Source organism: Janthinobacterium sp. GW822-FHT07H10, assembly GCF_058798675.1.
Window position 1 is genome coordinate 15,776 of record NZ_JBXAKS010000016.1, and the last position, 21,290, is coordinate 37,065.

At 62.7% G+C, this 21,290-nt stretch carries 21 protein-coding genes; 3 read left to right on the forward strand and 18 right to left on the reverse strand.

Features of this window, described 5'->3' with window-relative positions:
- Nucleotides 1–283 precede the first annotated feature (283 nt).
- The 3 genes from AC1RDJ_RS25225 to AC1RDJ_RS25235 all read left to right on the forward strand — a co-directional run bounded on the left by AC1RDJ_RS25225 (nucleotide 284) and on the right by AC1RDJ_RS25235 (nucleotide 3,056).
- Nucleotides 284–748, forward strand: a complete 465-nt coding sequence (locus AC1RDJ_RS25225) for a hypothetical protein (RefSeq protein WP_289885660.1) — start codon at nucleotides 284–286, stop codon at nucleotides 746–748.
- A gap of 75 nt (nucleotides 749–823) precedes the next feature.
- A complete protein-coding gene (locus AC1RDJ_RS25230) occupies nucleotides 824–2,260 on the forward strand; it encodes a Dyp-type peroxidase (RefSeq protein ID WP_493029066.1) in 1,437 nt (478 codons plus the stop codon).
- Nucleotides 2,261–2,396: 136 nt separating this feature from the next.
- Nucleotides 2,397–3,056: a glutathione S-transferase family protein gene (locus AC1RDJ_RS25235; protein ID WP_493029067.1), complete on the forward strand. Its 660-nt coding sequence runs from the start codon at nucleotides 2,397–2,399 to the stop codon at nucleotides 3,054–3,056.
- Nucleotides 3,057–3,062: 6 nt separating this feature from the next.
- On the opposite strand, the gene AC1RDJ_RS25240 is transcribed toward AC1RDJ_RS25235, so the two are convergent.
- From AC1RDJ_RS25240 to rlmN, 18 genes are all read right to left on the reverse strand, one after another.
- On the reverse strand, nucleotides 3,063–3,368 hold the full coding sequence (locus AC1RDJ_RS25240; RefSeq protein ID WP_493029068.1) for an NIPSNAP family protein: 306 nt from the start codon (nucleotides 3,366–3,368) through the stop codon (nucleotides 3,063–3,065).
- On the reverse strand, nucleotides 3,365–4,291 hold the full coding sequence (locus AC1RDJ_RS25245; protein ID WP_493029069.1) for a WD40 repeat domain-containing protein: 927 nt from the start codon (nucleotides 4,289–4,291) through the stop codon (nucleotides 3,365–3,367). Before AC1RDJ_RS25245 ends, AC1RDJ_RS25240 begins: the two co-directional genes overlap by 4 nt.
- On the reverse strand, nucleotides 4,288–4,797 hold the full coding sequence (locus tag AC1RDJ_RS25250; RefSeq protein ID WP_493029070.1) for a GNAT family N-acetyltransferase: 510 nt from the start codon (nucleotides 4,795–4,797) through the stop codon (nucleotides 4,288–4,290). Before AC1RDJ_RS25250 ends, AC1RDJ_RS25245 begins: the two co-directional genes overlap by 4 nt.
- Before the next feature lie 65 nt (nucleotides 4,798–4,862).
- Nucleotides 4,863–5,408 (reverse strand): phosphoribosyltransferase, encoded by a 546-nt coding sequence (locus tag AC1RDJ_RS25255; protein ID WP_034752020.1) that lies wholly within the window; start codon nucleotides 5,406–5,408, stop codon nucleotides 4,863–4,865.
- A gap of 66 nt (nucleotides 5,409–5,474) precedes the next feature.
- Nucleotides 5,475–6,788 carry an adenylosuccinate synthase gene (locus tag AC1RDJ_RS25260; RefSeq protein WP_071322706.1) on the reverse strand — a complete coding sequence of 438 codons (1,314 nt, stop codon included), beginning with the start codon at nucleotides 6,786–6,788 and terminating at the stop codon, nucleotides 5,475–5,477.
- 3 nt (nucleotides 6,789–6,791) lie between these two features.
- Entirely contained in the window at nucleotides 6,792–7,952 is a 1,161-nt protein-coding gene (locus tag AC1RDJ_RS25265; RefSeq protein WP_071322705.1) for an ATP phosphoribosyltransferase regulatory subunit, read from the reverse strand.
- Nucleotides 7,953–8,222: 270 nt separating this feature from the next.
- On the reverse strand, nucleotides 8,223–9,110 hold the full coding sequence (gene hflC / locus AC1RDJ_RS25270; protein WP_071322704.1) for a protease modulator HflC: 888 nt from the start codon (nucleotides 9,108–9,110) through the stop codon (nucleotides 8,223–8,225).
- Nucleotides 9,110–10,408, reverse strand: a complete 1,299-nt coding sequence (gene hflK / locus AC1RDJ_RS25275; RefSeq protein ID WP_071322703.1) for an FtsH protease activity modulator HflK — start codon at nucleotides 10,406–10,408, stop codon at nucleotides 9,110–9,112. The genes hflC and hflK overlap by 1 nt, the downstream gene beginning before the upstream one ends.
- Nucleotides 10,409–10,410: 2 nt before the next feature.
- On the reverse strand, nucleotides 10,411–11,637 hold the full coding sequence (hflX, locus tag AC1RDJ_RS25280; RefSeq protein WP_493029071.1) for a GTPase HflX: 1,227 nt from the start codon (nucleotides 11,635–11,637) through the stop codon (nucleotides 10,411–10,413).
- A 114-nt stretch (nucleotides 11,638–11,751) separates the two neighbouring features.
- A complete protein-coding gene (gene hfq / locus AC1RDJ_RS25285; protein ID WP_008450615.1) occupies nucleotides 11,752–11,988 on the reverse strand; it encodes an RNA chaperone Hfq in 237 nt (78 codons plus the stop codon).
- A gap of 239 nt (nucleotides 11,989–12,227) precedes the next feature.
- Nucleotides 12,228–13,574: a ribosome biogenesis GTPase Der gene (der, locus tag AC1RDJ_RS25290; protein WP_070221915.1), complete on the reverse strand. Its 1,347-nt coding sequence runs from the start codon at nucleotides 13,572–13,574 to the stop codon at nucleotides 12,228–12,230.
- Nucleotides 13,575–13,578: 4 nt separating this feature from the next.
- Nucleotides 13,579–14,724, reverse strand: a complete 1,146-nt coding sequence (gene bamB, locus AC1RDJ_RS25295; RefSeq protein ID WP_493029072.1) for an outer membrane protein assembly factor BamB — start codon at nucleotides 14,722–14,724, stop codon at nucleotides 13,579–13,581.
- A 79-nt stretch (nucleotides 14,725–14,803) separates the two neighbouring features.
- Nucleotides 14,804–15,472: a YfgM family protein gene (locus AC1RDJ_RS25300; RefSeq protein WP_071322700.1), complete on the reverse strand. Its 669-nt coding sequence runs from the start codon at nucleotides 15,470–15,472 to the stop codon at nucleotides 14,804–14,806.
- 54 nt (nucleotides 15,473–15,526) lie between these two features.
- Nucleotides 15,527–16,888, reverse strand: coding sequence for a histidine--tRNA ligase (gene hisS, locus AC1RDJ_RS25305; RefSeq protein ID WP_071322699.1), 1,362 nt, complete (start codon nucleotides 16,886–16,888; stop codon nucleotides 15,527–15,529).
- A 32-nt stretch (nucleotides 16,889–16,920) separates the two neighbouring features.
- Entirely contained in the window at nucleotides 16,921–18,189 is a 1,269-nt protein-coding gene (ispG, locus tag AC1RDJ_RS25310) for a flavodoxin-dependent (E)-4-hydroxy-3-methylbut-2-enyl-diphosphate synthase (protein ID WP_071322698.1), read from the reverse strand.
- Between the two features lie 45 nt (nucleotides 18,190–18,234).
- Nucleotides 18,235–19,146, reverse strand: coding sequence for a RodZ domain-containing protein (locus AC1RDJ_RS25315; RefSeq protein ID WP_493029073.1), 912 nt, complete (start codon nucleotides 19,144–19,146; stop codon nucleotides 18,235–18,237).
- Nucleotides 19,147–19,228: 82 nt separating this feature from the next.
- Nucleotides 19,229–20,017: a type IV pilus biogenesis/stability protein PilW gene (gene pilW / locus AC1RDJ_RS25320; protein WP_493029074.1), complete on the reverse strand. Its 789-nt coding sequence runs from the start codon at nucleotides 20,015–20,017 to the stop codon at nucleotides 19,229–19,231.
- 11 nt (nucleotides 20,018–20,028) lie between these two features.
- Nucleotides 20,029–21,204, reverse strand: a complete 1,176-nt coding sequence (rlmN, locus tag AC1RDJ_RS25325) for a dual-specificity RNA methyltransferase RlmN (RefSeq protein WP_071326298.1) — start codon at nucleotides 21,202–21,204, stop codon at nucleotides 20,029–20,031.
- Nucleotides 21,205–21,290: the final 86 nt, after the last annotated feature.

A 21,290-nucleotide genomic window follows, 5' to 3' on the forward strand; every position in this document is an offset into this window, starting at 1 on the left:
TGGCATGCGGGGGCGGCCGTCCGGCGAAAATAATCGCTCCGGAATCTGGCGCCGCCGGCAGTGTTACTTGCGCCGTCCAAAACAGGCCGGGGCAGCCTGACAACAGAGCGTCTACCGGCGCCGGCCGACCTCGGCAACTATCCACATGAGACCGTATTTCGCGGCAACTATCATGTTGCAATGGTGTGTTTTTAGCAACGCAAGCGGAAATATATTTTTTGACGCAGTGGGCACTGCGGCGTAGTGTCAGTCCTCCCGACAACCACGTAATGAGGAGCCTGCCATGGCAAATCCACTGTGCTTAATGATGCCGGTACTACCCGGCACCAATCCGATCCACATCGCCGCCGCGTTGCAGGAATACCAACAGCAGATCAATGCCGCCCTCACCAAGATCGGTACCGTGCACTTTGCCCGCTTCACCCTGCTTGACCGCTCCCAGGCCAATCTGCTGCCCAACGCGAAATCGGCCGGTCCTTCGGATACCCTCGTCATCGGCGTGATCACCGAGTATGACGGCAACTTCAACAGCTACATCGAGGATTTTGTGGCCCAGCTGGGCCAGGTATTCGACGCACTGCTGCAGTTTGTCGAGGGCGGCAAGCCACTGATTCCCGTAGCCAACCATGTGAGCGCATTTGAAGCCTTCATCACCGCCAACGACGCCGCGCAGCACGCGCCCAATATCGGCCTGTACAGCGCCTATCCGCAAACAGTCCAGAAAATCCTCGCCTCGGTCCGATCCTGAGCCGCACGCCACGCCGGGGCCGCGCAGGCGCGCCCCGCCACCTTGCCAGCCCCAGCCCCCCCCCGGAGAGACAGCATGGCCGATCCCACCATCGATTACGACGACGTGCAAGGCACGATCCTGCGCGGCTACCGCGTCAACCTGGCGCGCCATTTCATCTTCAGCATCACGGATGCGGCGCAGGCACGGCGCACCATCGCGGCCCTGCTCGACGGCAGCGACGGACTGCCATCCATTACCACCGCGCGCCGTATCCATCCCAAGCCGCCGTGCTTCCTGAACCTCAGCTTTACGGCGCCAGGCCTGGCGGCGCTGGGAGTCGCCGCGGCCGACCTGGCTACCTTTGACCAGGCATTTCAACGCGGTGCGGCCGACCCGGCCAGCGTCGCCGCCGTGGGCGACGTGGGCGACAGCGCCCCCGAACACTGGCTCGGCAACCTGGGGCCGGCCACCGAGGCCGGCCAGGTGCATGCGCTGCTGAGCCTATGGGTCAGCGAATCGACGGAAGTGCTGCAGCAGACCTCGGCCACACTACGCCGCGCCTTTGCCGGTGGCTGGCATGAACTGTATGCGCACGACGGCGTCGCCCTGCTAGGCAACCGCGTGCATTTCGGCTACCGCGACAACATCGCCCAGCCGGACGTCGATGGCGCGCCTCCGCGCAAGCACGAGCTGGAATATGCGCCCGACCCGCTCAACAGCGTCAAGACGGGGGAATTCCTGCTCGGCTATCCGAATGAAAACGGCGGCACCTACCAGGTTCAGCCGCCGCAGCTGTCCACCAATGGCAGCTATGCCGCCTTCCGCATCCTGGAGCAGGACGTGCCCCTGTTCGACAGCATCCTGAGCCAGGCCGCGGCCAGCTCAGGGCTCAGCACCGAGATGGTGGCGGCCAAGATGTGCGGGCGCTGGCGCAACGGCAACCCGCTCGTGCTCAGGCCGGACGAGGCCGGTCCCGCGCTGCCGGACGCCAGCCTGAACCATTTTCACTATGTCGACGCCGCACAGCCGGAGCTGGACGACACGCTGGGCCTGAAATGCCCGATCGGCGCGCATATCCGGCGCAACAATCCGCGCGACGAAGGCGTCGTGGGCACCTCCGCCCGCCACCACCGCATCGTGCGGCGCGCCATGCCCTACGGCAGCGAGTATGACCCGGCCGCGCCCGTCGCGGAACAACGGGGCCTGGTCGGCTATTTCATCAATGCCAACCTGCGCAACCAGTTCGAATTCCTGATGGAGCAATGGAACGATGACGATGCCTTCGTCAAATCGGCCGTCGGACCGGCCGGCCCCGAGGCGGGCGATGCCACGTTCAACATCAGCGGCCAGGACGTGTTTTTGGGGATCAATGACCCGCTCGTCAGCTCCTTCACCTTGCCCGGCGTCGGCGCCAAGGGCCGCGGCAATACGCAACTGCGGCATTTCTCGCGCAGCGTCATCACGCGCGGCGGCGTGTATTGCTTCTTCCCCAGCATCACGGGACTGCGTTACCTGGCGAACCTGGGCTAGGCGGCGGGCGAACCACGGAGGCGAGCGAAACGGCGGGCGCGCGAACGGAGCGTATCGCTTGCATTGATCCTGTCATTGCACTATCGTTGCAGCACGCGCGTGTTGCCAACCTAGCAAAATGACAGGAGATTCCACCGTGTCGCTCATCCTCTACGGCCATCCTTTTTCCTCGTACACGCAAAAGGTGCTCATCGCCCTGTACGAGAACGCCACACCGTTTGCCTTCCGCTGCCTGGCGCCGGACATGCCGCAGCACCTGCAGCAATGGCTGGAGCGCTGGCCGCTGCGCAAGTTTCCGCTGCTGGTGGACGGCGAGCGCAACGTCGCCGAGACCAGCATCATCATCGAATACCTGCAACTGGCCCATCCCGGCCCGCAACGCCTGCTGCCGGACGACCCGATGCAGGCGCTGGACGCGCGTTTTCTCGACCGCTATTTCGACCTGCACGTCATGACACAAGTGCAGCATGCCGTCGGCGCCGCCCTGACTGGCGACCCGGTGAAGACCAGCGAAGGCCGCGCGCATGCGGCAGAAAAACTGGACCTCGCCTATGCCTGGCTGGAATCCCACCTGGCCGGCAAGACGTGGGCGGCCGGCGAACACTTCAGCCTGGCCGACTGCGCCGCCGCTCCGTCCCTGTTCTATGCGGATTGGACGCAGCCGATTCCCGCAACGCTGCCCCTGCTGCGCGCCTACCGCGCGCGCCTGCTGGCCCGTCCATCGTTCTCCCGCGCGGTGGAAGAGGCGCACCCGTACCGCCACCTCTTCCCCCTGGGTGCGCCGCAGCGCGATTGAGGCAAATCAGGAAAACACGGGGCGCAAGAAGCTGCGCTCGTAGCTGACGATGCAGCGCGTCTCTTCGGCGTAGCGGAACGCCGCCTGGCAGTCGGCATCCTGCATCGAATCGATGCGGTACTGCTCGTACAGGGCCAGGCTGGGGAAGGAAAACATGGCCAGCGCCACGTTGCTGGCGCCTTCGAACGGCAGGAAATAGCCATGGTGACGGCCACCGAAACGCTCGACCAGCGGTATCCACAGCTTGCCGTAAGCTTCGAATTCCTGCAGTTTGTACGGGTCGATGATGTAGCGCAGGTAGCAGGTGATCATGGGGTCTCCTTGTAAAAGTTCAGTTCCTTCAGCATGCCCGTTTCCCAGGAACCGATGGCAGCCAACGGCGTGCCGGGTAAAAAAGCCAGCGCGCATGGATACGTAACAGCCAGCTCGTGGCATACGGCGAGTCCCGGCCAGCCGTAAAACAGCAGCTTGCCCTTGCCGATCCTTCCCACCGCGCCGCCGTCGGGCAGCCAGCGCAAGGCGTCGCCCGTGCCGCCGCCCGCCTCCACGGCCATGCTGGCCAGCGGACGGCCATCGGCCAGCGCATGCACGGACAGATATTCTTCGCCGTCAGCGTAATGCAGCACGGCCAGGCGTTCGCCATCGGGCGACGGCGCGCACGATGCCAGCTTCGGCAGCGACAGCACCACGCGCCCGCCGCCCTCTTGCAAGGGCCAATCCCATGCGCTGCAGTAGTCGGGCGGCTGCGTTTGTCCCTCTGCCACCGACTTGACGCCATGCAGCACCAGCAGGCGCCGCCCGCCATCGATGAAGCACACGCCGCGCAGCATTTCGCCCGGGTGCTCCTGCGTGAACATGGCCAGGCCCGTTTGCGCGTCGCGCACCCGCAGGCGGCCATCCCAGCCGCCGTCGACCAGATAGCGGCCACACGGCGACCACGCGGGAGCGCAACCCTCGCCATCCTTTGTATTCTGGAAGTTGAAGGTCAGCTGGCCCGACTGCGCCTCCACCACGGCCATCTGGCCCGTCGTGCTCTTGATGGCCAGCTGGCTGCCGTCGGGCGAAAACGCCATGTCCGACATATGCGCGATGAATTTGCCGCGCCACAGCTTGCTCCGCGCCGCCACGTCCCACAGGATCACATCACGTCCCAGTACGGCCAGGCGCGTGCCGTCCGGTGAAAACCGCACACTGTAGCTGCAGCCCAGTTTCAAGGCCTTCGCGCTTGCCGTCATGCGCGCGCCAGCCGGTAGACGACACAATCGAGGTCGTAGTGGCGCTCCATGCCGGTGTAGTGCATGCCCAGGCGCGTCATGACCTTGATCGAGGCGGCGTTGTCCGGATGGGCCACGGCCACCACTGCGGGCGCGCCGACGACCTCGAACGCATGCGCGACGATGGCGGCCGCCGCCTCGCTGGCGTAGCCCTGGCCCCAACCGGTGCGGGCCAGGCGCCAGCCGATTTCATGCGGTTTGTCCTTGTCGCCGTCGAGGTGCTGCAGGCAGGCCATGCCCACCATCTCGCCATCGTCGAGGCGGATCAGCGCCCACCACGAATAGCCCCACTCGGCCCAGCGGCCCGTGATGCGGGTGACGGCCGCGCGCGTGTCCGCTTCCGCCTCGGGCTGGCCCGCGTTCAGGTAGGTCATCACCTCGGGATCCGTGTTGAGCGTGCGCATGCGCTCGTAGTGATCCGCCGTGATCGGTTCCAGGCGCAGGCGCGCCGTCGTCAGTATGGTCATCGCATTTCCTTGGACGAAAAAAAAGACGATACACGATCGTCTTTTTTTTGCAAGAGCGCACGCGATTACTTGCCTGCTTCGCCCTTCTTGATCCACGCCGCCAACTGGTGCGGGCGCAGGCCGTCGTAGTCTTCGAACGGCTGGTGGATCCATGGATTGTGCGGCAGTTCGTCGAGGAAGTAGTCGGGACGCACGACGGAGCAGCCCTTCAGCCAGATCACGGCCGATTTGACTTCGGTCACGTCAGGGAAGTTTTCCTTCAGGTGACGCGTGACCTTGTCCAGCGTGACGCCGGAATCGGCCAGGTCGTCGACCAGCAGGATGCGGCCGGCCAGCGGGCCCTTGGTCATGGTCATGTACTTGGCGATATCGAGGTCGCCGCGCACCGTGCCCGCGTCTTCGCGGTAGGAGCTGGTCGACAGGATGGCCAGCGGCAAATCGAAAATGCGCGAGAACACGTCGCCGGGACGCACGCCGCCGCGCGCCAGGCACAATACCTGGTCGAATTTCCAGCCAGATTCGTAGACCTTGAGCGCCAGGCGCTCGATCAGGCGGTGGTACTCTTCCCAGTTGACCCAGAGATGTTGATCGTTCGATTGTGGGGTAGTCATGATAGTGAAATCTTATTATTAGCGTGATTAAAAAAATCCGCCTTGCGGCGGATTGTGTCCAGCAGCTTATTCGAATGGATGGCGCAGCACGATCGTTTCTTCACGATCCGGACCGGTCGAAACCATGTCCACCGGCACGCCGACCAATTCTTCGATGCGCTTGATATAGGCACGCGCCGTGGCCGGCAAGGCCGCCAGCGATTTCGCGCCGACGGTGCTTTCCGTCCAGCCCGGCATCTCTTCGTATACCGGCACGCAACGGGCGGCTTCTTCCGCGCCCGATGGGAAGATGTCCGTGGCCACGCCGTCGATGGTGTAGCCGGTGCACAGTTTCAGCGTTTCGATACCGTCCAGCACGTCCAGCTTGGTCAGGCACATGCCTGTCACGCCGTTGATCTGTACCGAGCGGCGCAGCAGGGCGGCGTCGAACCAGCCGCAGCGGCGGGCACGGCCCGTCACGGTGCCGAATTCATGGCCGACTTGCGCCAGGTGATGACCGACGCCTGCATCCGTTGGCAGTTCCGACGGGAATGGGCCGGAGCCGACGCGCGTCGTGTATGCCTTGGTGATGCCCAGGATGTAATGCAGCATGCCAGGGCCGACGCCCGAACCGGCGGCGGCATTGCCAGCCACGCAGTTCGACGAGGTGACGAATGGATAGGTGCCGTGGTCGACGTCGAGCAGCGAACCTTGCGCGCCTTCGAACAGCAGGTTGGCGCCGGCCTTGTGCGCCTTGTACAGCGCGCTCGAGACGTCGGTGACCATCGGACGCAGACGCGGCACGTAAGCCAGCGCGTCGTCGAGGGTCTTCTGGTAATCGATGCGCGGAGCCTTCAGGTAGTGCTCCAGCACGAAGTTGTGGTAATCGAGGTTTTCCGCCAGTTTTTCAGCAAAACGGGTTTCGTTGAGCAGATCGGCGACGCGGATGGCGCGGCGCGCCACCTTGTCTTCGTAGGCCGGGCCGATGCCCTTGCCGGTGGTGCCGATCTTGGCCGCGCCGCGCGCAGCTTCACGGGCCAGGTCGAGTGCCGAGTGGTAAGGCAGGATGACCGGTGCGGCATCCGACACTTTCAGGCGCGAGGCAACTTCAACGCCGACCGCTTCGAGCTTGTCGATTTCGCGCAGTACGTCCGGCACGGAAACGACGACGCCGTTACCGATGTAGCAGGCGACGCCTGGACGCATGATGCCCGACGGAATCAGCTGCAGCGCGGTTTTTACGCCGCCGATGACCAGCGTGTGGCCTGCATTGTGGCCGCCCTGGAAGCGCACCACACCCTGGGCGTGATCGGTCAACCAATCGACGATCTTGCCTTTACCTTCATCGCCCCATTGGGTGCCGATGACAACAACGTTCTTTGCCATAATTTTCTTTGACATCACTCAACCTAAGTTTTTAAGAATCCAGCTACTACCATTATCGGCAAGTACCAGCACGCGATCGCACTCGAACTCGTCTTGTTCATTACTGTGACCCGGCAAACTCTGGATCACGACCTCGCCCGCCTTGCGCAACTCGGCGATCTTTTCCTTCAATTCTGGCGCGCTGCCCCACGGCGCGCGGATCGAATGCTTCCGTTCCGCGGTCGGCAACAGGCGCGCCAGTTCGCGCAAATCGAGCGAGAAGCCGGTCGCGGGACGTGCCCGGCCGAACGCTTCGCCGACGTGGTCATAACGGCCGCCGCGCGCAACCGCGTTCGGCAAGCCAGGTACATACAGCGCAAACATCGCGCCACTTTCATATTGGTAGCCGCGCAGGTCGGCCAGGTCGATCGCCACTTCGGCGCGGCCCAGCGCGGATCCCGCCAGCGCGGCCAGTTCGGCCAGCGCCTTGAGTACGCCCGGCAGCGGCGGCAGCACTTCGCGCGCGCGCGCCAGCACATCGATATCGCCATACAGGCCAGGCAAGGCCAGCAGCGCATCGCGCGTGACGGCGTCATAACCGGCCGTCAGCTCGCGCAGGCCCGGCGCATCCTTGGCGCGCAGCAGGCTGTACAGCGCTGCCTCGTCGCGCACGGCATTGGCGTCTTGCGCAATGATAGCGCGCAACAGGCCAACGTGCGACAAATCCAGGCGCACGCTGTCGAAACCGGCCAGTGCCAGCGAGGCGAGCGCCAGTTCCTGGATCTCGGCATCGGCTTCCAGGCCGGCGTGGCCATAGATCTCGGCGCCGATCTGCAGCGGTTCGCGGGTGGCGTGCAGGCCCGACGGACGGGTATGCAGCACGCTGCCGGCATAGCACAGGCGCGTCACGGTGGCACGGTTCAGCAGGTGCGCGTCGATGCGCGCCACCTGCGTCGTCATGTCGGCGCGCAGGCCGAGCATGCGGCCCGACAGCTGGTCGACCAGTTTGAACGTGCGCAGGTCGGTATCCTTGCCGGCGCCGGTCATCAGCGATTCCAGATACTCGAGCAGCGGCGGCATCACCAGTTCATATCCGTACAGACGGAAATTGTCCAGCATGAGGCGGCGCAGCTCTTCGATCTTGCGCGCTTCCGACGGCAGAACATCGGCAATATTTTCGGGCAAAAGCCAATTCGGCATGAGGGAGCGAGATACGGAAGAAAGTTGAAAAATGCATCATGCGAGGCAGCGGCGGGCGCGCCAGGCAAGAGGCCGAACCTGATATTTTACGCGAAAACACGGGCCTTTAGGGATAAGTTCTCCGAAACAGTGCCGCAGCGGCTTAAAAACACCCGATTTTACGCCTTCCCGCAACAGCGTGGCGGGCACAAAAAAACGGGGCCGGCATCGATGCCGGCCCCGCTGCTACCGCCACCAGTCCTTGCGGACAGGCGCAGTCTCGATGCTGCCTTACTTCTTGGCGGGAGCGGCCGTGCCGTTGCCCTTGAAGTACTTGAAGAACTCCGAACTCGGATCGACCACCATCACGTCGCCCTTGTCCTTGAAGGTGGCGCGGTAAGCTTCCAGGCTACGGTAGAACTTGTAGAACTCCGGATTCTTGCCGAACGCTTCCGCATAGACCTGCGACGCCTTGGCATCGCCTTCGCCGCGGATCTTCTCGGCTTCGCGGTACGCCTCGGCCAGGATCACCGTGCGCTGCTTGTCGGCGTCGGCGCGGATCTTCTCGGAATCGGCCGAACCGGTCGAACGCAGCTCATTGGCGACGCGCACGCGCTCGGACTTCATGCGGTCGTACACCGAGTTGTTGATCTGCTCGACGTAATCGACGCGTTTCAGGCGCACGTCGACGATGCCCACGCCGATCGACTTGGCTTCGGCCGCGACCTTGGCAAGGATCGCTTCCATCACCTTGCCGCGCTGGCCCGAGATCACTTCGCGCACGGTGCGCTTGGTGATTTCATCGTTCAGGGCAGCCTTGACGATCTGCGACATGCGGTTGCGGGCGCGGCTTTCATCGCCGCCGAAGCTGCGGAAATACAGCTTAGGATCGGCGATGCGCCACTTGACGAAGGCGTCGACGAGGATGTTTTTCTTCTCGGCCGTGATGAAACGCTCGGGTTCCGGCGTGTCGATGGTCAGTACGCGCTTGTCCAGGTACATGACGTTCTGGAACGGCGGCGGCAGCTTGAAATACAAGCCTGGCGTACTGATCACTTCCTTGACCTCGCCGAGGGCGAAGACGATCGCGTACTTACGCTGATCGACGACGAACACGGTCGAGGACAAGAGCATGATCGCGATAAAGCCCGCGATCAGGGCGGCGACGATACGGTTCATTAGCGGCTCTCCCGTTCACGCGAAGAGCGGCTATCGCGACGCGAATTGACTTCTACTGTCTGCATGGCTTCCTGTGGCATTACGGTATTGGCTGCGGGTGCGGCCGCTGCTGCGCGCGCTGCCGCGGCCGCTGCGTCCGTCGCCGCCGTCTGGGCGATCAACTTGTCGAGCGGCAGGTACAGCAGGTTGCTGCCGGTCTTGGCGTCGACCATGACCTTGCTGGCACTGCTGAACACCTGCTGCATGGTTTCCAGGTACATGCGGTCGCGCGTAACGGCCGGCGCCTTCTGGTACTCGACCAGCACCTGCTTGAAGCGCGACGCGTTACCCTCGGCGTTCTCGGTCACCATGGAGCGGTACGCTTCGGCTTCCTGCATCAGGCGGAATGCGGCGCCGCGCGCTTTTGGAATGACGTCGTTGGCGTAAGCCTGGCCTTCATTCTTCTGGCGTTCGCGGTCCTGGCCTGCCTTGACGGCATCGTCGAAGGCGGCTTGCACCTGCTCCGGCGGCTGCACGGCCTGCATCGTCACGTTATTGATGAAGACGCCGACCTTGTAGCGGTCGAGAATCTGCTGCATCAGCTGCTGCGTTTCGTAAGCGACTTTTTCGCGCCCTTCATACAGCACGAAGTCCATCTTGCTGCGGCCGACCACTTCGCGGATCGCCGTTTCGGCGACCTGGCGCAAGGTGTCTTCCTGGTCGCGCACGCTGAACAGCCACTCCACGGGGTCCTTCAGGGTGTATTGCACCGCGAACTGGATGTCGATGATGTTTTCATCGTCCGTCAGCATCAGCGACTCGCTGGCCTGCTTGTTGCGCAGCGACTGGCGATAGCCCACTTCCACCGTGCGCACCTGCGACACGTTGACGGTTTCATCCGTCTGGAACGGGTACGGCCAGCGCCAGTTGAAGCCGGCCGGCGTGGTGCGCGTGTATTTACCGAACGTCAGCACGACACCGCTCTGGCCCTCTTGCACGATGAAGGCGCCGCTGGCAAGCCAGATCAGCACCGCGATCACGCCGACGACGCCGGCGGTGATGCCGGCACCCTTCATGTCGGGACGCGGGCCGCCACCGTTGTTGTTGCCGCCGTTGCCGCCGTTATCGGGACGGTTCTTCTGTCCGAAAAAGGCGTTCAGGCGCTGATTGAAATCGCGCCACAACTGGTCGAGGTCCGGCGGACCTTCGCCGGGCTTTTTGCCTTCTTGGGCTTTCTTGCCGTCGTCCTTGCGATTGCCCCAGCGGGGATCGTTCAGGGACAACTTCAAGCCTGTTTTTTTGAGTAGGGAGACAAGCATAACTATCGTGTTCCGACTTGGGAGTGGGTGGAAATCCTATCGTCCTCGCCAGGCTCTTCGTCCTGGTCCGGGGCGGCGCCATCGTGCTGGTCGTACTGACCGTCAAACTGATCTTCCTGCAGCTGCACTTCGTCGTTCTGATAGAGGTGGGCCGAACCCGGCGCCTTCCTGGCCATCTCGACAATCGCATCGCGCAGCAGGTCGAGACCACTGCCCTTCTGCGCACTGACGAACACGCGACTGATCGTAGCATATTCATCGCGTTCCACCGAAGGCTCCAGCCCGGCCGCATCGATCTTGTTCCACACGAGTATCTGCGGAATATGATCGGCGCCGATCTCTTTCAAGACCAGGTTGACCTGCTCGATCTGTTCCATGCGCACCGGCGACGCGGCGTCGACGACGTGCAGCAGCAAATCGGCATGGATGGTTTCTTCGAGCGTGGCGCGGAAAGCCGCCACCAGCTGGTGCGGCAATTCGCGCACGAAGCCGACCGTGTCGGAGATCACCACGTTGCCCACTTCCTGGCCCAGGTAAACCCGGCGCGAGGTGGTGTCTAGCGTGGCGAACAACTGGTCGGCGACATATACGCCGGCCTTGGTCACGGCATTGAACAGGGTCGACTTGCCGGCATTGGTATAGCCGACCAGGGACACCGAGAATGTGTGATTGCGGCCGCGCGCGCGGCGCTGCGTTTCGCGCTGCTTGTGCAGCTTTTCCAGGCGCGCGCGCAGGGCCTTGACGCGGTCGCCGATCAGCCGGCGGTCGGTCTCGAGCTGCGTCTCGCCGGGACCGCGCAAGCCGATACCGCCCTTTTGCCGTTCAAGGTGGGTCCAGCCGCGGATCAGGCGCGTGGCCAGATGCTGCAGCTGGGCCAGCTCGACTTGCAGCTTGCCCTCGTGGCTCTTGGCGCGCTGCGCGAAGATATCGAGAATCAGGCTGGTACGGTCGAGCACCCGCACATTCAGGCGCTTTTCCAGATTGCGCTGCTGGGCAGGTGAAAGGGCGTGATTGAAAATGACGATTTCCAGGCCATCGTTGACGACGACGTCGCCAATTTCATCGGCCTTGCCGCTGCCGACGAAATACGCGGAGTCCGGACTGGAACGCTTGGCCGTGATGGTGGAAATCGGATCCGCGCCAGCCGAACGCGACAACAGCATGAGTTCCTCCATGCTGGCGGCGAAGTCGCTGTGACCGAAGTCAACCCCGACTAGTGCCGCGCGCATGATGAGATCAGACAGGTTGAGGCGAACGCGGACGCCGATGCAAACGCATCAGCGCCGCTGGCGCGGACGGGGGCGATGAGGGGTGAAAGGCGCTGGGCCGTCAAGCTCAACGCTTTACTCCGCTTCAGATTCAATATTGAGATTGACGGCACGGGCCGGCACCACTGTCGAGATGGCATGCTTGTACACCATCTGCGTGACCGTATTGCGCAGCAATACGACGTATTGATCGAACGATTCGATATGGCCCTGCAATTTAATGCCATTGACCAGGTAAATCGAGACAGGAACATGCTCTTTGCGTAATGCATTGAGGAATGGGTCTTGTAACAGTTGCCCTTTGTTGCTCATAACAGCTCCGTTGTTTATGTTGTTGTGTAAGAATTGGAGGCGACTCGCTTGATTTCAAGTGCTCTCACACCTTTCAAAGAGAGAAAGATGCGTCACAGCTACTGTAACCTGTTTTCGCGATCGCTGTCGCGCATGGCGCATTAACACTTTATTATTTCCGTGCAAATGGCCATCTTTATTTGCTGTCGGCGCCGCATTATTACCGCGGCGCCTTAATTGACGCTTAACTCAGTGCATTTTTACTTGCTTGGCGTGCGTGCAAATGGATTTTTACCCGTGCGCAGTTCGATGCGCAATGGCGTACCGACCAAGGCAAACGTATCGCGGAAATGTTTTTCCAGATAACGCTTGTATGGATCGCCGACGGCGTCGAGCGCATTGCCGTGAATAACGATCACAGGCGGGTTCATGCCGCCCTGGTGGGCATAGCGCAGCTTCGGACGAATCGAACCCTTGCGGCGCGGTTCCTGCTTCTCCACGGCCTCGATCAGGGCGCGCGTCAGCTTCGGCGTCGACAGGTCGCACATGGCGGCCGCATACGCGGCGTTGAGCGACTTCATCAATGGACCGATGTTGGTGCCCTTCAAGGCCGAAATGAAATGCATCTGCGCGAACGACAGGAAATCGAGCTTGCGGTCGATATCGATCTTGATTTCATCGCGCTGGTGCGATTGCAAGCCATCCCATTTATTCACGGCCACCACCAGCGCGCGGCCCGATTCCAGAATGAAGCCGGCGATATGCGCGTCCTGTTCGGAAATATCCTGCTGCGCGTCGAGCATCAGCACCACCACGTTGGCTTCGGAAATCGACTGCAGGGTTTTCACCACCGAGAATTTCTCGATCGCTTCGAACACCTTGCCGCGGCGGCGGATACCGGCCGTGTCGATCAGGGTGTATTGCTGGCCATCGCGTTCGAACGGAATCTCGATCGAGTCGCGCGTCGTGCCCGGCATGTCGAAGGCGATCACGCGCTCTTCGCCCAGCAGGGTGTTGATCAGCGTCGACTTGCCCACGTTCGGACGGCCGACGAGGGCGATCTTGATGCCGCGGTCGGTCTTTTCCAGCTCTTCAGGCTCATCCGGACGCTGGGCGAACGCCAGGTCCAGCATCACTTCGACAAGGTCGTTGACGCCGTCGCCGTGCGCCGACGAGATCGCGTACGGATCGCCCATGCCCAATTCATAGAATTCGGACACGACAGCCGTATAGCGCATGCCTTCGCTTTTATTGACCACCAGCAAGACCGGACGACCGCTCTTGCGCAGGAAGTCAACGATGGTCTTGTCATGCGGGGTCAGGCCTTGGCGGCCGTCCACGATGAACACCACCACGTCGGCCTCGGCCACGGCCTGCTTGGTCTGCAGTGCCATCTGGTGCATGATGCCTTCCTTGGCGACGGGTTCGAAACCACCCGTATCGATGACCAGGAAGGGACGTTCGCCGACACGGCCTTCGCCATAGTGACGATCGCGCGTCAACCCAGGCAAATCCGCCACCAGCGCATCGCGCGAGCGGGTCAGACGATTAAATAAAGTCGATTTCCCAACATTGGGTCGACCTACAAGTGCAATTACCGGCTTCATTACATTACTCGACCGCGAGAGCGGTCACTGTCCCTGATTGGGTTTGAAAAATCAAATTCGAACCGGCGACGACGGGAGCCGAAACAATCGGGCTGCCGTCGGTACTGATCCGACCTATTAATGCGCCATCTTCCCGTGACAGGAAGTGGATATAACCTTGATAGTCACCGACGGCAACGCTGCGGCCGAAGGAGACCGGCGTCGACAGGCGGCGGCGCGCCAGCGCGTCATTCTTCCACGCGCTCTGCCCGCCTTCGCGGCTGAACGCCACGACAGCGCCCTGGGCATCGGCGGTAAACACGAAACGCTGGTCGACCGCCACGCCCACATCGGACGAAATCGGCTTGGTCCAGCGCGGCACGCCGGTGGCCGCATCGAAGCAGCCAGCCTTGCCCTGGTAGGTGACGGCGCACACTTCGCCCTCGAACACCACCGGCGTGCCGGCGATATCGGAAACGCGTTCCAGTTCCGTGGCGCCGCGCGGTTCGCTGACGACTATCTCCCAGCGTACCACACCGGTGGCCGCCGTCAGTGCCAGCAGCTTGCCGCCAGGCTGGGCCACATAGATATTCGCGCCGCCCAGCGCCATGCCAGGCGCATTGCGCAAGGTCAATGCCGGCGTGGCGCGCTGCACCGTCCACTTGCGTTCGCCCGTCTTGGCGTCGAAGCCGACAATGCGGTTGTCCACGCTGCGCACCACCACCACGCCCTGGCCAACCACTGGCGGCGTCAGCACTTCGCTGGACGCCTGCACCTTCCACAGCTGCTTGCCCTCGGCGTCGAAGGCCAGCACCACGCCCTTGGCGGCGCCCACGGCCACGACCGTGCCATCGCTGCCGGCGCCGGAAGTGATGTCGCTGCCCGCCTTGATGCGCCACGTTTCACGGCCCGTGGCCGCATCCAGGCGCGCCAGCGCACCGTCGGCATTGACCACGTACAGGCTGCTGCCGGCGAGCGCGGGCGTGAAGGCATACACGCCGGCCTTGCCGATCGAATACTTCCACGCATCGCGCACGGCGATGCTCGATTTTAACTCGACCAGCTTGGCTGGCTCGCTTTTCGGATCTTTCGACGCAAACGGGTTCCAGGACGAGCAACCGGCCATCAGGGCCAACAGGCTTGCAGCTACCAGCTTTTCAGTGACACGCATAAGTGTTATCCAACCTTTTTCTTGTACTTGTAAGGGTAAGGCAGGCGGCACACGGGCCGCGCAACAGAACCGATTCCTATCAGGCGGCAGCTTGCTCAGCCTTGGCCTTGTCTTCCGGTACCGTACCGCCTATCGCTTCCAGTTTGACCTGGATCAATTGACGGCCTGGATTGTTCTTGTCCGTCGCCGCCAGTGCCGCCAGGTAGGCGGTGCGGGCATCGGCCAGCTTGTTCTGTGCCACCAGGATATCGCCCTTGCGGTCGGCCACGGCGCCGGCAAATTGCGGCACGGTCGCGCCCGCCAATACCTTCAGCGCTTCATCGTAGGCTTTTTCGTCCAGCAAGACACCGGCCAGGCGCAGCTTGGCGATGGCCTTGTACTCTTCCGTGCCGTGCTCGGCGGCCCATTGCAGCTGGGTCTTCGCCATTTTCAGGTCGTTCGCGTCGAACGCCACCTTGGCCGCGGCCAGGGCGCTCATCTGCGCATACGCCGTGCCGCCGAAGCGCGACTGCATGTCGCCGGCCGCGCGCAGCACCTTGGCGGTGTCCTTGGCGGCGATGGCGTTTTGCAGTTCGTCGTACAACTGGCCCGCTTGCGCGGCCTGGGTGCGCTGGTAGTACTGCCAGCCAGCCCAGCCGCTATAACCCGCCAGCGCAACAATCAGGACCCAGGAGGTCAGATTGCCATTGCGCTGCCACCAGGCCTTGAGGGTTGCCAGTTGTTCTTGTTCTTCGTGATCGTATGCCATGGGTCGTCAGTTTCAATGAGTAGTTGATCGAGGGTGGAACGGTCTTGCTTCAAATCAATGGTGGTGGTGCACGTGGCCGTCGGCGCCATGGTCGTGGCCGCAATCGTGACTGCCGATGATCTGGTCGACCAGGTAGTCGACGACATCGTCGAACGGCACCGTGTTTTGCTGCTGACCAGGTTCCGCTTCGCGCATGGCTTTTACTGTGGCAACATTATTCGCGATTTCATCGTCGCCGAGGATCACGGCAAATGCCGCGCCGCTGCCATCGGCCTTCTTCATTTGCGTCTTGAAGCTGCCGCCACCATTGCTCGCAGCGCAATGTAGCACAACGTCCAGGCCCGCATCGCGAATCCGTTCGGCCAGCACAAAGGCTTGCAGGCCCGCCTGCTCGCCCTGATGCACCAGGTAGACGTCGCACTGGGCTGGCTGCTCCGGCTCGGCCGCGTCTTTCATCAGCAAGACCAGGCGCTCGATGCCCATGGCGAAACCGACGGCCGGCGTCGGTTTGCCGCCGAACATTTCCACCATGCCGTCATAGCGGCCGCCGGCGCAGACCGTGCCTTGCGCGCCCAGCTTGTCCGTCACCCACTCGAACACGGTGCGGTTGTAGTAGTCGAGGCCGCGCACCAGACGTGGATTGATGGTGAATGGAATATTGTTGTGATTCAAGATCTTCTGCACGCCATGGAAGTGCGCCAGCGATTCTTCGCCCAGGTAGTCGAGCAGCTTCGGCGCGCCGTTGACCAGGTCCTGCATGGCAGGGTTCTTGGTATCCAGAATGCGCAGCGGATTGCTATGCAGGCGGCGCTTGGCTTCTTCGTCGAGCAGCTCGCTGTGGCTTTCCAGGTAGGCGATCAGGTCGGCGCGGTGGCGCAGGCGCTCGGCCGCGTCACCGATCGAATTCAATTCCAGGCGGATGCCTTCCAGGCCCAGGTCATCCCACAGACGGCGCGACAGCATGATCATTTCGGCGTCGATATCGGGACCCGTGAAGCCGATGGCTTCCGCGCCGAACTGGTAGAACTGGCGGTAACGGCCCTTCTGCGGGCGCTCGTGGCGGAACATCTGGCCCTTGTACCACAGGCGTTTCGGGCCTTCGTAGACGAGGTTGTGCTCGACCACGGCGCGCACGACGCCGGCCGTGCCTTCCGGACGCAGGGTCAGGTTGTCGCCGTTCATCGAATCGGTGAACGAATACATTTCCTTTTCCACGATATCGGTGACGGCGCCGATGGCGCGCGCGAACAGCTTCGTTTCTTCCACGATCGGCGTGCGGATCTGCTGGAAGCCGTAGCTTTGCAGCACGGATTGCGCCGTGTTTTCAAACAATTCCCACAGCGGGGCGTCGGCCGGCAAGACATCGTTCATGCCCTTCACGCCGGTGATCTTATCTGCTTTTTTATTTTCGGACATAGTGTTCTTCTTTGCTTTTTATCGGATCAGGTTCAGACGGCAACCGTTTTTCCGTAGTGACTCTTTACATAATTCAAGACGATGTCCTGGAATTCCTCGACGATGCGTTCGCCGCGCAGGGTGACGACCTTTTCGCCGTCGACAAACACGGGCGCGGCCGGCGACTCGCCCGTGCCGGGCAGGCTGATGCCGATATTCGCATGCTTCGATTCGCCGGGACCGTTGACGATGCAGCCCATGACGGCCACGTTCATCGCTTCCACGCCCGGATACGACTTTTTCCACTCCGGCATCTGCTCGCGCAGATACGTCTGGATATTGTCGGCCAGTTCCTGGAAGGTGGTCGACGTCGTGCGGCCGCAGCCCGGGCAGGCGATCACCATCGGCGCGAACTTGCGCAAGCCCATGGTTTGCAGGATTTCCTGGCCGACGATGACTTCGCGCGTGCGGTCGCCGCCCGGCTCGGGCGTGAGCGAAATGCGGATGGTGTCGCCGATGCCTTCCTGCAGCAGCACGGACAGCGCCGCCGTCGAGGCGACGATGCCCTTGCTGCCCATGCCCGCTTCCGTCAAGCCCAGGTGCAGCGGATAGTCGCAGCGCCGGGCCAGTTCGCGGTACACGGCGATCAGGTCCTGCACGCCGGAGACCTTGCACGACAGGATGATCTTGTCGCGTCCCAGCCCCAGTTCTTCGGCGCGCACGGCGTTTTCAATCGCCGACGTCACCAGCGCCTCGTACATGACGGCTTGCGCCGGCCACGGTTCGGCGCGGCCCGCGTTTTCATCCATGATGCGCGCCAGCAATGCCTGGTCCAGGCTGCCCCAGTTCACGCCGATGCGCACCGGCTTGTCATACTTGCAGGCCGCTTCGATCATTTGCGCGAATTGCGTATCGCGCTTGGCGCCCTTGCCCACGTTGCCCGGATTGATGCGGTACTTCGACAGCGCGCGCGCGCAATCGGGGTAGTCGTTGAGCAAGGTATGGCCGTTGTAATGGAAATCGCCCACCAGCGGCACGTCGATCTCCATCTTGTCGAGCTGCTCGCGGATGTAAGGTACGGCCGCGGCCGCTTCCGGCCGGTCCACCGTCAGGCGCACCAGTTCCGACCCGGCACGCGCCAGTTCCTTGATCTGGATTGCCGTGCCGATGGCATCGGCCGTGTCCGTATTCGTCATCGACTGCACCACCACGGGGGCGTCGCCGCCCACCCAGATCTGGCGCTGGCCATGGGCGATCAATACCTTGCGGCTGTCGCGCCGGTCGGAAGGGCCGGAGCCGATCGCTGTTTTCGAGGTCGCCATAATATTATCTTGTGAGTTTGCTTGCTTAAACTGCCTGTTTCAACGTTACTTGATGCTTACGCGCGAGATCGTGCCACCTGGCACGGTCGGCAAATCCAGCTTGGCGCCGCGCAAAGTTGCCTGCACGACACCCGGCTTGCCCACCACGAGGGTGGCCGGACCCGTGATATCGAATGTTTCCGTGCTGCCCGCCTTGACCATGCGCGAAATCAGCGGCGAAGTGCCCGGACGGCGAATTTCCACCCAGGAATCTTGCTCCACCTTTAAGACCAGCGCGTTCGCGCCCACGGCGGCGGCCGCCACTGGCGGCGCGACGGCGGCCGTCGTCGCCGGCGCAGGGGCTGGCGCGGCAACTGGCGGCACCACGGCCGCGGCTGGCGCCGATGCGGCAGCCGACGCGGCGGGCGCGCCCGTCTGCGTATCGTTGCCGGCCGGCGGCGGCACGGAAATCAGCGGCACGGACGGCGTCTGCACGGGTGTCAAATCCTGGCCCGGCTTGATCAGGGTGGTTTCCACGGGGCCCACTTCCGCATGCGCGACTTCTTTTTCCGTGTGCGAGGACAGCAGGCTGGCCGGCACATAGCCGAGCTTGTAGGCGCCAAAGGCGGCGGCCACGACGACAGCCACGGCGCCGGCGATCCACAGGGTGCCCTGGTTCGACGAGCGCTGCGTCATCGACGGGAAGCGCGATTCCGAAAACGTGGCGGAAATTTCACGCCGCACGGGGGCCGCCGGGTCTTGCGCGGGCGCCGGATGGACTTCGATCATGGCCACCAGCGGCGCCGCGTCGAGGCGCACCACCTTGGCATAGGCGCGCACGAAACCGCGCACCACGGCCAGGTTCGGCAACGCCGCCATGTCGCCCTCTTCCAGCGCGATCACCTGGCGCGGCGCCAGCTTGAGCTGGTCCGCCACCTGTTCCACCGGCCAGCCCAGCGCTTCGCGCTGTGCCTTCAACTGTGCGCCTGCCGACGCCAGATTGCCCTGGGGCTGCTGCTGAGGCGTTTCTGCCCACTCTGAATTCATTGGTATCCCTGTCTCACTCATCAAACGCCCCACTTTGATAAGCAGCATATTCGGACGAGCCGGAATGGTGGTTGCGCAAATGCGCCCCCAGGCCAGCTTCCGCACCCGCATCCCCGAGCTTATGCTGCACCTTGATCCCGAGCCACAGCACATCGGCCGTCTGGCTCTCCATTGTCGCTATTTTACCGAGCCGCTCAAGATAATGAGCCGCTTGCCGGTAGTCTTGCTGTTGGTAATACACGCGCACCAGGCCGGCATTCGTCACTGCCACGTCCGGTGCGATGCGTACCGCGCGCAATAAATACGCGCCGGCACGCTGGTAATCATGCAGGGCCAGGCTGCAGGCGCCCCCATTGTTGAGCGCGTTTTCCGGCGACGCATACGCCGCATCCTGCAATGCCGCGTCGAAATACGCCAGCGATTGCGCGGCGCGTCCCGTCTGGCACAAGAACAGGCCGTAATTATTGCTCAACTCAGGATTGTGGGGCGCAAGGCGCAAAGCGTAAAGGAAATCTTTCTCGGCAGGTGCAGTCTGCCCCTTGGCCGCCAGGATCAGGGCGCGCATGCCATGCGCCTGCGCATCGCTGGGCGCCAGCTGCACGGCTTGCGCCGCTTCCGCCAGGGCCACGTCGAGCTGGCCACGGCCATAATAGGCGCTGGCCAGCTGCAGGCGCAGCGCGGCGCGTTCCTGCAGACTCGCCTGCTTATCCTGGCCACCGTCGCCGGACGTCGTGGAAGCACAGCCGACCAGCAGCACGGCCAGGCTGACAGCGGCCACAGCGAGCGAGCGTTGGTAAGCCATGCCGTCCCTCATCAGGAGCGGATTTCCACGATCTTGCCGAAATTGGCGCCAAACTTCTGTTGATATTCAGTCATTTTTTCCATGCGTTCCTGCACCCGCGTGCGGTCCTTGACTTCGCCGGCCAGCTGGCCGCAGGCCGCATCGATGTCGTCGCCGCGCGTCTTGCGCACGGTGGTGATGATGCCGCCATCCATGAGCACCTGGGCAAACGCCTTGATGCGCGGGTTTTTCGAGCGGAACAGGCCCGACTCGGGGAACGGGTTGAATGGAATCAGGTTGAACTTGCAGTTCACGCCGAACTCGCGGTCTTGCACCAGCGCCAGCAGCTCGCGCGCGTGCTCGTCGCTGTCATTGACGCCGTCCAGCATGCAGTATTCGAAGGTAATGAAATCGCGTGGGGCAAATTCCAGGTAGCGCTTGCAGGCCGCCATCAATTCCTTCAGCGGATATTTCTTGTTCAGTGGAATCAAACCATCGCGCAAGGTGTCGTTCGAGGCGTGCAGCGAGACGGCCAGGGCCACCGGCACTTCCTGCGACAGCTTGTCCATCATCGGCACGACGCCCGAGGTCGACAAGGTCACGCGGCGGCGCGACAGGCCGTAGGCGTTGTCGTCGAGCATCAATTTCAGGGCCGTGACGGTCGGTTCAAAGTTCAGCAGAGGCTCGCCCATGCCCATCATCACCACGTTGGTGATCTGGCGCTCGCCTTTCGGGCCGGGTTCGATGCCCTTGGTGCGGCGCAATTCGAATTCCGCCATCCACAGCTGGCCGATGATTTCGCCCACGGACAGGTTGCGGTTGAAGCCTTGCTTGCCCGTCGAGCAGAAGCGGCAGTTGACGGCGCAGCCGGCCTGGGTCGAGATGCACAGCGTGCCGCGGTTATCTTCCGGAATGAACACGGTTTCCACGGCATTGCCATTGCCCACGTCAACCAGCCACTTGCGCGTGCCATCGGTCGACGTGTGATCGCTGATGATGGCCGGGGCGCGCACTTCGGCGCGCGTGGCCAGCTTGTCGCGCAGCGACTTGGCCAGGTCCGTCATGGCGTCGAAGTCGGAGGCGCCGAACTGGTGTATCCAGCGTTGCAACTGTTTCGCACGAAACGGTTTCTCTCCCAACTCGGCGCAGTAGGCGATGAGTTGCGCGGGATCGAGGTCCAGCAAGTTGGTGAGGGTCGTCGTATTCATGATCATGTCTATTCTAAAAATCCGTCCCCGCGCGCATCAGGAGCCAAAAGCACCACAGCGCAGCGGGAACAGGGGGTGATAAGTTA